The following is a 15789-nucleotide window of genomic DNA, read 5'->3' as shown; positions in this document are numbered from 1 at the left end:
ATGTAAATAAAAGCCTTGTTATGTCCCTATCAGACAAACAAGGCTTACATTTATTTTTATTCATCTTTCATAGCTTGAATAACTAACTCTCCCATTTCTTTAGTAGAAACAATCTTCGATTCAGTTGTTGCCAAATCTTTGGTTCGATATCCTGCATCTAGAACTTTTTGAACGGCTTGCTCAATCTGTTCAGATTCTTGATTCAGATTAAAAGAGTATTTGAGCATCATGGCAACCGATAAAATTGTCGCTAGTGGATTGGCCAATCCTTGACCCGCAATATCTGGAGCTGAACCATGAATTGGTTCATACATGGCTACTTTCTCTGTACCAATACTAGCAGATGGAAGCATCCCGATTGAACCTGTTAACATAGCTGCTTCATCACTAAGGATATCACCAAACATATTTTCCGTTACAATCACGTCAAATTGTTTGGGATATCGTACTAATTGCATGGCACAGTTATCAACGAGCATATGACTCAATTCTACTTCGGGATAATCGGCAGCTACCTTCTCTACTACTTTTCGCCATACCCGAGAGGATTCAAGTACATTTGCTTTATCGACAGAAGTTAATTTTTTGCGACGTTTCATCGCGGTTTCAAAACCAAGACGAACAATTCTTTCAATTTCCTTTTCCGTATAGGTTAAAGAATCAGTCACCTTGATCCCATTCTCTGTAATCTCTGTCGATTTCTCACCAAAATAAATTCCGCCCGTTAGTTCTCGAATCACAAGTAAGTCTACACCCTGAATCACTTCGGGTTTCAATGTTGAAGCACTGATTAATGAATCATATGTTTTGACAGGTCGAAGATTACTAAAAAGTTGCAATTCTTTGCGAAGTCCTAATAATGCTTTTTCTGGTCTTAGATTTCCAGGCAAATCATCCCACTTTGGGCCACCAACTGCTCCAAGCAAAACAGCATCACTCTCTAAACATGCTTCTAATGTTTCCGCTGGTAATGGATTGCCTGTTTCATCAATGGCAACCCCTCCAACCAAATATTCATCGATTTCAAAATGAACTCCGCTTATCTCTTCAATTGTTTTCAAAACTTTTACCGCTTCCGCAACGATTTCTGGACCGATTCCATCCCCGGGTAAGACAGCAATTTTCGGCATATTCCCTTCTCCCTTTCTTTATCCTTCTCCGCTTCTTTATTAATATCAACATCGTAAAAACAAGTCATGTAGTATTAACTAATCTCTTGCTCTTTCAATTCTTGCTTGTTCAATCCATGCTTCACATAAATTCGATTTAATGCGTCAATATATGCTTTAGCACTTGCCTCGATGACATTGGTAGACATTCCTCTTCCATTAAATAATTCCCCATTGTATTCCACTTTGACATGCACACTACCAACAGCATCACGGCCATAGCCTACCGATTTAATCTGATAGTCTTTCAATTTCAAATTTAGCCCAGAGATACGGTCAATCGTGTTATAAACGGAGTCAACTAATCCTTCTCCATGTGCTGCTTCTTCTTTACTTTCTCCATTTGGGAGTTTCATCCTTAGCATTGCCGTAGAAATAGAGGTGTCTCCAGAGATATGAAAATATTCTAATTCAAATGCACTTTGTTTCAATTGCTGTTCATCAATAATCATCATCAAATCATCATCAAAAATTTCTTTCTTCTTCATCGTTAATTCTTTAAACTTCTGAAAGGCAACATTAATTTGCTCATCGGATAATACATAGCCTAAGGCGATTAATCTCTCTCTGAATGCATGCCGACCCGAGTGTTTTCCAAGTACCAATTTATTGCTAGAATATCCTACCAGATCTGGACGAATGATCTCATAAGTTGTTCTTTCCTTTAACACACCATCTTGGTGAATTCCCGATTCATGGGCAAAAGCATTCGCACCAACAATCGCCTTGTTCCCTGGTACGATCATTCCTGTGAGTTTACTGATCAACTTACTACTCCGAGCAATCTGTTCTAAGTTCATCTTCGTAGTCGCTTGATAATAATCTTGTCTAGTGTATAGAGATACTGCCACCTCTTCTAATGCAGCATTTCCTGCTCTTTCACCAATACCATTAATGGTTCCTTCCACTTGATCGACGCCATTTTCTATAGCTGCCAATGTATTGGCAACTGCCATTCCTAAATCATCATGACAGTGCGCGCTGAATAAAGCCTTATGACTATTGGGTACTTGTTCCTTCAAATGCTTAAATAAATATCCATATTCACGTGGCATCATATAGCCAACGGTATCTGGAATATTCACTATCGTAGCTCCAGCGTCGATGACTTCTTTTGTAAATCGTACCAAATAGTCTAGATCACTTCGTCCTGCATCTTCTGCAGAGAATTGAATATCCTGAAAATATTTTTTGGCATATTTAATCATTTCGACGGCGATTTCAATCACTTCATCTGGAGATTTGCGTAATTTATATTTCATGTGAATAGGAGAAGTAGCGATAAACATGTGGATTCGTGCTTGTTCTGCATTCTTAATTGCTTCATAAACGGCGTCAATATCTCCTTTTGTAGCTCTAGCAAAACCAACAATCGTGGCCCCTTTTACTTCATCGGCGATGGTCTTTACCGCCTGAAAGTCCCCTGGGGATGCGATCGGGAAACCTGCCTCGATCGCATCTACCCCTAGACGAACCAATTGTTTTGCAATCTCCTTTTTCTCATTCGTATTTAAATTGACACCAGCCGATTGCTCCCCATCTCTAAGAGTCGTATCCAAAATCTGTATCACTCGCATGTGGTGGCCCTCCATCTCACTTATTTTTTGTTTTTGACAAATGGCATCATTTCGCGAAGCTTAGCACCAACAACTTCAATTGGATGTTCTTTTTCTTTACGATCAATCGCATTAAACATGGGTCTACCTACTTGATTCTCTAAGATCCAATTTCTAGCAAATTGTCCTGTTTGAATTTCATGAAGAATATCTTTCATTGCTTGGCGTGAAGCAGTAGAAATTACTCGTTTTCCTGACATATAATCTCCATATTGAGCGGTATCACTGATGGAATAGCGCATATGGCTAAGACCACCTTCATACATGAGATCAACGATTAATTTTAATTCATGCAAGCATTCAAAATACGCGATTTCTGGTTGATATCCTGCCTCTGTAAGAGTTTCAAAACCAGCTTTTACAAGTTCGGATACACCACCACATAATACAGCCTGCTCACCAAAGAGGTCGGTTTCTGTTTCTTCCTTAAAGGTTGTTTCAATCACTCCTGCTCTCGTACAACCAATCCCTTTTGCATAAGCGAGAGCAGTATCTAAAGCTTTTCCTGATTGATCTTGATAGATTGCTAATAAACCAGGGACTCCTGCTCCTTGTTCAAATGTTCTTCTTACAAGATGTCCTGGGCTTTTTGGTGCGATCATTACCACATCTGTTTCCTCGGAAGGAATAATTTGCCCATAATGAATGTTAAAGCCATGTGAGAATACTAAAGTCGCGCCTTTTTTCAAATTCGGTTCGATCTCTTCCCGATATACTTTGGCTTGTTGTTCATCAGGTAATAGAATTTGTACCACATCGGCTAATGCAACAGCTTCAGAAACGGGGTATACCTCAAAACCGTCTGCTTCTGCTTGTTTCCAAGACTTTCCTTGTCTTAAACCAATAACAACTTTTACTCCACTATCACGCAAATTTTGTGCCTGAGCATGGCCTTGACTACCATACCCAATAATCGCTACTGTTTTTTCTTGTAATACCTCTAAATTCGCATCTTGATCATAATACATTTTCATCTTTTACCTCTCCCTTTTCAAAAATATTTTAAATATTCTAAATAAATAATGTGCACGATTTTAACTTGTAACAACAACTTTTTATTCACTTATCCTCTTTGAATAGCTGCAAATCCTGTCCTTACTAGATCTTTAATTCCATAAGGTCGGAGTAACTCAATGATTGCGTTTAATTTATCTTCATCCCCTGTTGCTTGAATGGTAATCGTAGAGTGTGCGACATCAACAACTGTTGAACGAAATGGTTCAATTAAGTTTGTGATTTCTGGCAATGTTTGCGGTGTTGCTTTCACTTTAATCATGATCAATTCCCTAGCCACCATTGGCTCATTCGTGATGTCAATTACCTTATGAACATCAATTTGTTTATGAAGTTGTTTTTTGATCTGTTCAACCAAACGTTTATCGCCATGTACAACAATTGTCATTCGTGAAAGCCCTGGTTCTTCTGTTTTCCCTACTGTGATTGAATCAATATTAAATCCCCTGCGATTAAATAAACCAGCAATTCGGGTTAAAACCCCTGCTTGGTCATTTACAATTAATGATAACGTGTATTTCATTCGAGTCACTCCCCTTCAATCATCTCATCAAGTGATGCTCCTGGAGGTACAAAAGGAAAGACATTTTCCTCTTCTTCTACCATAAATTCCATAATCACTGGGCCATTATGTTTCATTCCTTGTTCAAGAACTTCAGTTACTTCTTCTTTCTTCACTGCACGGATCCCTAACATTCCGTAGGCTTCTGCTAGTTTGACGAAATCAGGTCCAGTCATAAATGTACAAGAGTAGCGACAATCGTGGAAGATTTGTTGCCATTGACGAACCATTCCTAAGTAAGAATTATTCAGGATGATAATTTTTAATGGCAATTTTTGTTGAACAATGGTGGCTAATTCTTGAATATTCATCTGGATACTTCCGTCACCAGATATACATACTACTTTTTGATCAGGATGCCCTACTTGCGCTCCAACTGCTGCAGGTAATCCGAACCCCATTGTCCCTAATCCCCCTGAAGTAAGAAGTGTTCTTGCCTTTTCAAACTTATAATATTGTGCCGTCCACATCTGATGTTGACCTACATCGGTACTTATGATGGCATCACCTTTTGTATAATTGGATAGTTGTTCAATGACATACTGTGCTTTGATTCCATCTTTGGAATCTTTATAGCGTAAAGGTTTTTCTTTTTTCCACTGTTGTAATTGTTCAATCCATTCTATCGTGTCCCCTGGGGAGGTTTTCTTCATCAGTTGGACTAATACGTGTTTAATGTCGCCAACTAGTGGTAATTGTGTCGGAATAATCTTTCCTACTTCAGCTGGATCAATATCAACATGGACGATTTTTGCCTTTGGTGCAAACCGTTCGATCTTTCCTGTTACCCGATCATCAAATCTTGCACCAAGTGAAATTAACAAATCTGCATTTTGAATCGCACGGTTTGCTGTTACTGTGCCATGCATTCCAGGCATTCCTAACCACAAAGGGTGACTAGCAGGAAATCCACCTAATCCCATTAAGGTCGTTGTAACTGGGATTTGCATTTTTTCAACGAACTGTAATAATTCAGTTTCTGCACCAGAAGAAATAACTCCACCACCAGCTAAAATTAATGGCCGTTTCGCTTGTTCAATCGTTTTCGCTACTTTCATCACCTGACTTGGATTCGGTTCAATCGTTGGCTGGTAACTTGGTATCGATACAGACTCAGGATAATAAAATGGAGCAACATCATAAGAAATATCCTTTGGAATATCAATGAGAACGGGTCCTGGTCGGCCAGACCTCGCAATGTAAAAAGCCTCTTTCAAAATTTTCGGTAAATCTTGTGTTCGTTGAACTAAATAATTGTGTTTGGTAATTGGCATGGTTATTCCCGTAATATCCGCCTCTTGAAATGCATCCGTTCCGATATAGCTTGTAGGAACTTGCCCTGTCAAAACCACTAAAGGGATCGAGTCCATATAGGCGTTCGTGATTCCTGTTACAAGATTGGTTGCCCCAGGTCCAGACGTTCCAATTACCACTCCTACTTTTCCTGTTGATCTAGCATATCCATCTGCTGCATGGATAGCCCCCTGTTCATGTCGAGAAAGGACGTGTTTCAAACCTGAATCATATAGAGCATCATATATTGGAATGACTGCACCCCCAGGGTAACCAAAAATGACATCAACTCCCTCCCTCTTTAAACATTCAATAATCATTTCCGCACCTGATTTCATCTCATAAACAGGTTCTTCCGCCAAGCGATTGTCAACTTGCTGATACGCTTCTGCTCTCATCTTCACTCACCTTTCTCTTCTTTTTATATATTAAGATCATAAATTTCCTAATATTCCCAAATCGCTCCTGTATTGGCTGAGGTTACATTGCGTGCGTAACGTTTTAAATATCCAGATAACTCTTGTTTTTTCACTGGACCATTAGCTTTTATCAATTCCAACCGTTTTTGAATGGTTTCTTCATCTACCTTCAGCACAATTTTCCTCGCTGGAATATCAATCTGAATCAGATCTCCTTCTTCTACTGCTGCGATTGGACCAAAAGCAGCTGCTTCTGGAGAAACATGACCAATGGATGCACCCCTTGTTGCCCCGGAGAAACGTCCATCTGTGATGAGAGCTACACTGGAATCTAATCCCATCCCCGCTAATGCAGAAGTTGGGGTTAACATCTCTCTCATTCCCGGACCACCTTTTGGCCCTTCATAACGAATGACGACAACATCTCCTGGTTGAATTTTTCCACCTAAAATCGCATTTACTGCTTCTTCTTCACCGTTGAAGACTCTTGCAGGTCCTTGGTGAACCAACATTTCTTTTGCTACAGCCCCTTGTTTTACAACTGCGCCATCTGGTGCCAAGTTTCCAAAAAGAATCGCTAATCCTCCAGTTTCTGAATAAGGATCTTCAACTGAACGAATCACGGAACGATCTTTTACTTGAACATTGCGAATGGTTTCTTCGAGGGTAGTGGCGTTTACTGTAAGAACATCCTTATGCAAGTACCCGTGATTCATAAGTTCATTCATCACAGCAGATACCCCACCCGCACGATCTAATAATTCAATGTGATTGGGCCCAGCTGGACTTAGTTTACAGAGTTGCGGTGTTTCTGCAGCGATTTTATTAATTTCATCCAATGTAATACGAATTCCCATCTCATGAGCAACCGCTAAGACATGAAGAACCGTATTAGAAGAACCCCCTAATGCCATATCCACTTTCAATGCATTTTCAAAAGCCTCTTTTGTCATGATCTGACTCGGACGAATATCTTTTTCTACTAATTCCATAATCTTCATCCCTGCGCGTTTCGCTAATCGATTTCTTGCTGCCATTACTGCAGGGATCGTACCATTCCCAGGTAATCCCATTCCTAGTGCTTCTGTTAAACAGTTCATTGAGTTAGCGGTAAACATTCCTGCACAACTTCCACCACCAGGACAAGCATTTTCTTCTAAAACAAACAGCTCTTCCATCGTCATTTTTCCAGCTTTTACAGCTCCAACTGCCTCAAAGACAGTTGATAAATCAACTGATTGCCCATTGAAATGGCCTGCCAGCATCGCCCCTCCACTTACAATGATTGATGGTAGATTTAATCTAGCCGCTGCCATTAACATTCCTGGAACCACTTTGTCACAGTTTGGCAGAAAGACTAAACCATCAAACTGATGAGCGTGTACAACCGTGTCGATACTATCTGTGATTAATTCGCGACTGGCTAATGAATATTGCATCCCTGTATGATTCATTGCAATGCCATCACAAACAACAATCGTGTTAAATTCAAAAGGGGTACCACCTGCCATACGAATACCAGCTTTAACCTCTTCTGCTAGTTGTCTTAGATGTTTGTGACCAGGTACAATCTCACTAAATGAATTGACTACGCCAATTAAAGGCCTTTCTAGTTCTTCATCAGTAATTCCCATCGCTTTAAATAAAGCTCGATGTGGTGCTCTTTCAATTCCTTTTGTCACTTTGTGAGAATTCATCTGTTTCCCCTCCATTTTTGAATTTTTAATATTTAAAGTTAGATTCGATAAATTGGTATGATACCAATTTATTAATAAAAAAAGACTTCATGCCTAATGACATTATCAATGATAATGTCATTAGGGACGAAGTCTTCGTGGTACCACCCTAGTTCACTTTCTTTTCGCAAAGAAAGCCTCGGTACGTGCTATGATTCACACGTAATGGATAACGGCAACGCCGAACTTTATTACTCTGAACCATCATCATACAGAATGATCATTTCACAAAGTTGATTCCAAGGTGAGTTCACAAAAGGGTTATGGCTAAGATCCCAGCATCCTTAGCTCTCTGAACATAATGATCCTTTTGCTACTTGTCCTTTTCATTATCTTTTCTGTTATGAAAAGTTACAACGCTTTATATTCTTAAAGTATTACTAGAGATTATAATGCCGTAATTTTTACCTGTCAATTGCCTTTTTTCTGAATTTTTGTTCTTGGGAAATTTTGAAAACGCTTAATCCATTGCCTGTTCTAGGTTTAAAAAATTTAAAAATTTTTTATAAAAAATAGGGATGGCTTGTATGATTCTATAAGCTGATTCTTTAGAGCGTGCTTTCCTACCGACTGTTTATTTAGAGAAAGTCGCGAGGGATGGAGAAGCGTTAGAACATACAAGCCACGTCAACTTGTATTCCAAAATTTTTGAGGTTTATCCGTTAATCGATTATTTCTGTTTTAAAAATGGTATTCATGTGTTTTAATGCTAAATCTTGTTGGTCGGTAAAGGTTGCCGTTCCTTTTTTATGAGCAAACGTCTTAAATCCTCGATAATATGCACCTGAGGCTGTTAAAAATACACAAATGTCTGTTGCCACTCCAGTTAAATGAACCTCTTGAATTCCTTTATTTCTTAGAATTTGCTCCAAAGAAGTTCCATAAAAAGCATCGTATTGTTGTTTTGGAAGTAAAATCACATTCTCCTTCTGTTTATATTTTTGGTACCATTCTTCTAATTCACCATATAATTGTTGCCCCCATGTTCCAATGACATTGTGAACAGGCCATTCTTCAAAATGACGATCATTTGGCTGATGGGCATCCATTGCAAAAATCACCAACTGATTCTCATCAAGAAAGTGATTTGCTAAATCGATGATATTTGGAACAATCTGTTGAGCAGGCTTTCCTGCCGTTAATCCCCCATGATCATCAACAAAATCATTACTCATATCAACGATAAGTAGTGCTTTTTTCAATCCTTTTTCCCCCTTTTATCATATGTCTTTACAGATGATTATATATGTGTTATATCATTTTGACTAGTCACCTCGCACAAAAAACCCTCTTCTTACACTCGATAAGAAGAGGGTTAATCAAATCAATATAAAAATCTTATAAATTTTTTGATGATGTTGGTCCAGATGAATTAGCTAGTAAACTACAGCTTTCCGATATGCCTCTGCCATGATTTCCATTGGATGTTTGACAGGTTTATCTGTTAATTGATCAAGTTGGGTTTTACACATCCCACATTCGGTTACGGTATATTCGGCATCTAATTCTTCTACCGCTTGCTTCATCGGAGCACCCATTTTTAGAGATATTTCAAACTTTTCTTCTTTAAAACCAAATGTTCCACACTGGCCACAACATCCCGCGGCCAAATCTTGAATTTCATATCCTGGAATCAATTCAAGTACATCCATTGCCGGATTTCCGATTCCTTGTGCTTTCATGTGACATGGTGCATAATAACCAGCCTTCACACTCATCGGTGCAAGGTTGGTGTTCATTTCCCCTTCTTCATGAAGCATCCGTAAATATTCATCGGCATCAAAGACATGTTCGGCTAACTCTTTTGCACCTTCAATTTTAAGTACCTCAGGATATTCCTTTTTTAGTGCAGTTGTGCAACTGGTACAAGTTAGAACAATATCGTAACCTTTTCTTGTATATTCTAGTAAACTTTTAACATTAAACTTGGCATTTTTCATCGCTTGTTCTATTTGCCCATTAGCGAGCATTGGGATTCCACAACAATGTTGATCTGGTTTGGCCACTTCGATTCCATTATAAGACATCACCTCAACAAATGCTTCAGCTACTTGTGGAGCATTGTATGTGGCATAACAACCAACAAAATAAGCCACTTTTCTCTTCGTATTAGCGGTTTTCTTTTTATACGTACGATTAAAATTCTTAAATTGATATTCTGGGAATTTGCGATCAGCGTGAATTCCCATTATCTTTTGCATCGCTTTACGAAGGGGTTTCATCTTCATTACTGTATTAGTAATCGGTGCAAAGGTTGAAGCAACTTTTCCCATTATTTCCGCTTGACTTAATATTTTATCTCTGAATTTCGTTCCCGATATTTCCGCATGAATCGCCTTTGCTTGTGCCGTTAAACTAGAAACATGAACATCTTCAGGGCAGGAGAGATCACAATTGCCACATAATGTACAAAGTTCAATCCTCGGATCATCGATCAACTCTTGATTTTCCATCAGACGCTTTAATTCAGGTCCTAAATGTTTCGGTCCGCCAAAATCAAGGGTTGCGTTGGAAACAGGACAACTTACTACACATGCATTACATTTGAGACATTGATCATAACTGGTGTCTGGTAAGTTTATCATGTTGTTCTCCTCCTAATGGTTGACGATAGTTGTTTTTAATAACCGTCTCATAGCTAGAAAGAATAGAAAAAATCCCCCCTGTTATGCCATGAGATGTAACGCGAAGCCCTTGACTAGCTCCCACTAAATAAAGATTATCATATGGGTTGATTAGATTCCCTTCTTGATCGACTTCTAACCCTAATGTCGTTTCGGTTATGCTACTTGCCATCTTTTCCATACCCCCACCTAGAATTCCACCAGTGGCAAGTACAAATGATGTTCCTTTTATTTCGATGGTATGATTTGCGTTACGGACCATGACCGATTCAATCGTTTGTTTTCCTTGTTTACTTCCTACCACTTTGGAATTCAAATATTGACGAACGCCTAAACGAGTCGTTTCTCTATGTAATTGTTCGTGTAAGCGTATTGCAGTTGCATTGGGTGGCATTCCAACAGCTTCCGTAATCGTTGTATCCAATTGATTCTTAAAGTCTTTCCAAACGGATTCCCATCCAATTACTCCTAAGACAGATGGTAGGATGACTAAATCAGACTTATGAATCGATGACTCTTTCATTTTATCTTTCAATCGTTGAATCACTTGATTCCGAACTTCTTTTTGCTCTAATAATCTAGCTGCATCAAGCTGTGTCATGGTTCGATGTGAACGCTGCTCTAAGGAAATCGAGAAATGGTCAATGGTTAATTCAGGACGTTCACTTGCTAAGTTTTCTGCAACATAAGAGGGCTGAAAATCTGTAATTTCTTGAAAGCCAACCACAACCACATGACCTTTATGGGGAATGGGGGAAACTGTTGTCGGGTATAAAGCGGTTGATTTTAGAAAGCCTGAACCAGTTACGATTTCTACTGGTTGCTCAATAGATCCCTGATATGGATTGCCTAACTGAACCATTAACGTCTTAAAACGATCGATTCCACCCTCCACGAGTAGCGAGTTCCAGCCTTTGATCTGGTATTTACGAATCAGATCATTCATTGTCCCCTCTGTTCCTGGAAGAATATCCATCACACCCGTTGATTGAAGGATCCTACCTGTACCTTGACTAATGATGGCAACAGAAGCTCCTTCTTCTTTTGTCCAAATGGCAGATAACATCCCTGTAAGCCCTTGGCCAATCACCACAACATCATACATGTTTCATTTCCCCCTTTTTTCCCATTCCCAAAGAAACATAGTAGATGGTATTCATCAATTCTAATTGTTTTGCTGTTTCTCCTGTAGCTACCACTTTCATCCCTTTTTGTCTTTCCGCAATAGCATCGAGTAAAGCAGTATTGGCTTCTTGTGTCGTTGTGATTCCTCTTTCTACCGCTAATGCTGCCGCACGGAAATTACAAAATGTTCCTTGACAGGTCCCCATTCCTAAGCGGGTTCTCCGACGAATATCCCCTAAATGAAATTTTTCATCTGGTAAGACCGATTCGATTTCGCCTAGGGTTACTTGTTCGCATTCGCAGACAACGATATTTAAAAGATCATTTTTTTGTAATCCTTCTTCAATTTTTTTCGCACGATTACCTGCCCAATGAATTAACTTTTGTTTCGCCGCTGGTGCCATATTGACTTCTTTAAAAAATTCCTTTGCCATGCGATGGGGAACAATTTCTTCATGAGTCGTACATTTTGCGGAAATCCCTAATTTATCACAAACGAGATCTACCGTTTTTTCTGCCATGTAACGGAAAGTGGTGAACTTCCCACCTGTGATCGTGACAATTCCTTTTAATCCATCCCGGGTTTCATGGTCAAGTAGCGCCATTCCCCGACTTACATTTCTCCCACTACTTCCCGTTACTGTTTTGTCTTGATAAAGAGGTCTTACACCAGCAAAGGCACGAATCATTCGCATCTGTTCCACTTCAGGGATCATCGCTTTCCCATCTCGTAACATCTTATCTACTTCTTCACGACTTAGAGAAAAATCATCAGGTTCTTGAACATTCACGCCGGTTGTTCCAAAGATGGTTACGTTATGTGCTGGAACAAAAATGTCAGCATCCCCTGGTTTGCGTAAGCGATTGATCACTTTTTTATTAAACCGATGATGGAAAACCACTAACATACCACGGTTATTGATCATATGAATATCGATTCCTGCTAGAGATGCAATCTTTGCCGCCCATGGTCCTGTCGCATTGACAACCATATTCGCATAGATTTCGATCCATTCACCGGTATGAACATTACGTACAACGACACCGATCACTCGATTTTCTTTCATGATCATTTGGACGACTTCATGGTAAGTAAGAACTTTGCTTCCTCTAGATACTGCATCTCCTACCACATCCACGACTAATGTAAAACCGTCAACTGCTGCATCGGGAACACGATAAACAGCTTGAACATCTTTAGATAAAAAGGGTTCTTCGATAAGTGCTTGAGCTACTGGAACTTCTTCAATCGGGATTCCTGCTTTCTTGCATCCTTCGATCCAATTATACACGTATTCATCATCGTCTTGTGGAACTTTGACAAATAAACCACCTGTATCTTCAACTGACCCTGGTACTGTTCGTTTGACAATTAAATTCTCCTCGTAGCTTTCCCTAGCTGTCTTTACATCACCAACAGCATATCTCGCACCTGAATGAAGTAAACCATGATATCGGGACGAGGTTCCATAGGTTAAGTCCCTTTGTTCCACTAGGATGGCCTTGATTCCTCGTAGGGCCAAATCCCGCAAAACCCCAGCCCCTGTCACTCCTCCACCAATGACAACCACTTCTGTCTCGATCTTTCTTGTCATTCCCATTTTCCCCCAAATATTAAAAATAAAAAAGACCAAAACAAACCCTCCTTTGATGCCGGATCAAAGGTCTGATTTGTATGGTCTCTCCGAATCTCCAACCAAATTTTTTGATGATATTGTCTATGTAAGTATAACATGATTTCAGAATTGTTGAAAGGCCTTTTGTAAGAAGATTCTATTGATTTTTGCTCCAATGCATGGTGCTGTTTACTGCCCGTTTCCAGCCTGAATACAATTCTTCGCGCTTTTCTTCAGCTAAAACAGGTTCAAATGTCTTATCAATTGCCCAGTTCTTTGCAATCTCTTCTTTATCCTTCCAGAAGCCTGTTGCTAAACCTGCAAGATAAGCTGCGCCTAAAGCGGTGGTTTCATTCACAACTGGGCGTTCTACTGGAACAGCCAATAAATCAGATTGGAATTGCATTAAGAAATTATTTTTAACGGCTCCACCATCTACACGTAAAGTGTTTAAGGTAATTCCAGAATCCGCTTCCATTGCTGATAATACATCTCTTGTTTGATATGCTAAGGATTCTAATGTTGCACGAACCAAGTGTTCACGTGTGGTACCACGGGTTAAACCAAAGATAGCTCCACGTGCATCCATATCCCAATATGGAGCTCCTAAACCAGTAAATGCAGGAACAACATACACACCGTCAGTTGAATCAACTTTTGTTGCGAGTTCTTCTGATTGTGGTGCATTGTCTACTACACGTAAACCATCACGTAACCATTGAACCGCTGCACCCGCAACAAAAATGCTTCCTTCTAGCGCATATTCAACTTTTCCATCCACACCCCAAGCGATGGTTGTAAGCAATCCGTGCTTAGATGGAACAGCCTTTTCACCTGTATTCATTAACATGAAACAACCTGTACCATAGGTATTTTTGGCCATTCCGGCTTCAAAACAAGCTTGGCCGAATAATGCTGCCTGTTGGTCTCCTGCAGCTCCAGCCACTGGAATCTCTTCACCAAAGAAATGATATGGAACTGTCATTCCGTAGATCTCAGAAGATGGTCTTACTTCTGGCAACATAGATTTTGGAATATCTAACATCTGTAATAACTCGTCATCCCATTCGAGCGTATGAATATTAAATAACATCGTCCTTGAAGCATTGGTATAATCGGTAACATGAGCTTTTCCGCCTGTTAATTTCCAAATCAACCAAGTATCAATGGTACCGAATAATAAGTCACCTTTTTTTGCTTTTTCTCTAGCCCCTTCTACGTTATCAAGGATCCATTTGATTTTAGTTCCCGAGAAATAAGCATCAATCACTAGACCAGTTTTCTCCCTTACCATTTGTTCGTAACCTTTTGCTTTCAAGTCATCACAGATCGCTGCTGTTTGTCGACTTTGCCATACAATCGCATTATAGATAGGCAAGCCCGTATTTTTGTCCCATACGACAGTCGTTTCACGTTGGTTGGTAATCCCGATTCCTTCAATTTGCTTTGGTTCCACATTATAGTTACCAAAAAGTTCCCCTAATACGGCTAATACAGACCCCCAAATCTCATTTGCATTATGTTCAACCCACCCTGGTTTTGGGTAATATTGAGGAAACTCTCTTTGTGTCATTGCCACAATTTCCCCATTTTTGTTAAATAAGATGGCTCTTGAACTAGTAGTTCCTTGGTCAATAGATAGAATGTATTTTTCAGTCATTCTAACTTCCTCCCTTTTTAAGCGGTTACTTTTTTATTAATTATTGAAGTATTTACTGATTTTCCACTTTGTACAATTGCGGCTAAGATGATGATTATTGTGATCGCAGCAAAAATCCATAGTGAAGAATATACTTTACCAGCAAATACTGCTTTATAAAATAACGCTCCTAATGATCCACCAATGATTGGCCCAACAACCGGAATCCATGCATAAGACCAATTGGAATTCCCTTTTCCAGCAATCGGTAAAATGAAGTGAGCAATTCTTGGTCCTAAATCCCTTGCAGGGTTAATAGCATAACCTGTGGTTCCACCAAGTGACATACCGATTGCCACAATGAGAAAACCTACAATAATCGGGTTCAAACCTTCAGTAAATTTATTTGCACCAATAAATAGAATTGCTAATACAAGAATGAATGTGCCTAAAATCTCACTTACCAAGTTAGCAGCCACATTGGGTACTGCTGGACCTGTTGAAAATACTCCAAGTTTTGTCCCTTGGTCTTCTGTTTCTCTCCAATGAGGTAAATAAAAGATCCACACAAATGTCGCACCTAAGATTGCACCAATCATTTGAGCTAGAATGTAACTTGGAACATCAGCCCATGGAAAATCTCCTACCATCGCTAATCCAATCGTTACCGCTGGGTTCAAATGTGCACCGCTTACACTACCCACTGCATAAACTGCAAATGCAACTGCGAACCCCCATCCAAATGTAGTAACGACCCAACCGCCGCCATTAGCATAAGACTTCTTTAGACTAAGTCCTGCATTAACTCCGGTACCAAAAATAATTAAAATCATTGTGCCGATAAGTTCTCCCCAAAATGGTGTCATTTCATTGTCCTCCCTTAATTGAATTCTTTTTTTAAATTACATGAATTCCATTTTCCAAAAATTCTCTAAGTATATTTTCAGATCACCCCCTATACAAAATAAAAAGAGAT

Annotated in this window: 12 protein-coding genes and 1 other annotated feature; all 12 genes read right to left on the bottom strand. The window is 39.5% G+C overall.

Annotated features, from left to right (window positions below; all coding sequences use genetic code 11):
* Positions 1-56: 56 nt before the first annotated feature.
* Positions 57-1130 (bottom strand): 3-isopropylmalate dehydrogenase, encoded by a 1074-nt coding sequence (gene leuB / locus EDD72_RS05750; protein ID WP_132768189.1) that lies wholly within the window; start codon positions 1128-1130, stop codon positions 57-59.
* 74 nt (positions 1131-1204) lie between these two features.
* Positions 1205-2746 (bottom strand): 2-isopropylmalate synthase, encoded by a 1542-nt coding sequence (locus EDD72_RS05745; RefSeq protein ID WP_132768187.1) that lies wholly within the window; start codon positions 2744-2746, stop codon positions 1205-1207.
* A 20-nt stretch (positions 2747-2766) separates the two neighbouring features.
* A complete protein-coding gene (ilvC, locus tag EDD72_RS05740; protein ID WP_132768185.1) occupies positions 2767-3759 on the bottom strand; it encodes a ketol-acid reductoisomerase in 993 nt (330 codons plus the stop codon).
* An 89-nt stretch (positions 3760-3848) separates the two neighbouring features.
* Complete coding sequence (gene ilvN, locus EDD72_RS05735) at positions 3849-4322, bottom strand: acetolactate synthase small subunit (protein ID WP_132768183.1); 474 nt, start codon at positions 4320-4322, stop codon at positions 3849-3851.
* A gap of 5 nt (positions 4323-4327) precedes the next feature.
* On the bottom strand, positions 4328-6052 hold the full coding sequence (gene ilvB / locus EDD72_RS05730) for a biosynthetic-type acetolactate synthase large subunit (protein ID WP_207893653.1): 1725 nt from the start codon (positions 6050-6052) through the stop codon (positions 4328-4330).
* Positions 6053-6099: 47 nt separating this feature from the next.
* Positions 6100-7770: a dihydroxy-acid dehydratase gene (gene ilvD, locus EDD72_RS05725; protein WP_132768181.1), complete on the bottom strand. Its 1671-nt coding sequence runs from the start codon at positions 7768-7770 to the stop codon at positions 6100-6102.
* 119 nt (positions 7771-7889) lie between these two features.
* Positions 7890-8148: a binding site (T-box leader), on the bottom strand.
* A gap of 323 nt (positions 8149-8471) precedes the next feature.
* The gene (locus tag EDD72_RS05720) at positions 8472-9011 is read right to left on the bottom strand and encodes a cysteine hydrolase family protein (protein WP_132768179.1); all 540 of its coding nucleotides are present in this window, start codon (positions 9009-9011) and stop codon (positions 8472-8474) included.
* Positions 9012-9185: 174 nt separating this feature from the next.
* Complete coding sequence (locus EDD72_RS05715; RefSeq protein ID WP_132768177.1) at positions 9186-10394, bottom strand: anaerobic glycerol-3-phosphate dehydrogenase subunit C; 1209 nt, start codon at positions 10392-10394, stop codon at positions 9186-9188.
* Positions 10366-11538 carry an FAD-binding protein gene (locus EDD72_RS05710; protein ID WP_132768175.1) on the bottom strand — a complete coding sequence of 391 codons (1173 nt, stop codon included), beginning with the start codon at positions 11536-11538 and terminating at the stop codon, positions 10366-10368. Before EDD72_RS05710 ends, EDD72_RS05715 begins: the two co-directional genes overlap by 29 nt.
* Complete coding sequence (gene glpA / locus EDD72_RS05705) at positions 11531-13153, bottom strand: anaerobic glycerol-3-phosphate dehydrogenase subunit GlpA (protein WP_132768173.1); 1623 nt, start codon at positions 13151-13153, stop codon at positions 11531-11533. The genes EDD72_RS05710 and glpA overlap by 8 nt, the downstream gene beginning before the upstream one ends.
* A gap of 178 nt (positions 13154-13331) precedes the next feature.
* Entirely contained in the window at positions 13332-14834 is a 1503-nt protein-coding gene (gene glpK / locus EDD72_RS05700; protein WP_132768171.1) for a glycerol kinase GlpK, read from the bottom strand.
* Positions 14835-14851: 17 nt separating this feature from the next.
* Positions 14852-15679, bottom strand: a complete 828-nt coding sequence (locus EDD72_RS05695) for an MIP/aquaporin family protein (RefSeq protein WP_132768169.1) — start codon at positions 15677-15679, stop codon at positions 14852-14854.
* Between the last annotated feature and the right edge of the window lie 110 nt (positions 15680-15789).

The sequence above is a fragment of the Tepidibacillus fermentans genome (assembly GCF_004342885.1).
GTDB classification, from domain to species: Bacteria; Bacillota; Bacilli; order Tepidibacillales; family Tepidibacillaceae; genus Tepidibacillus; species Tepidibacillus fermentans.
Note: the sequence above shows the minus strand (reverse complement) of the source record. Positions and strands in the feature narration are given on the sequence as shown.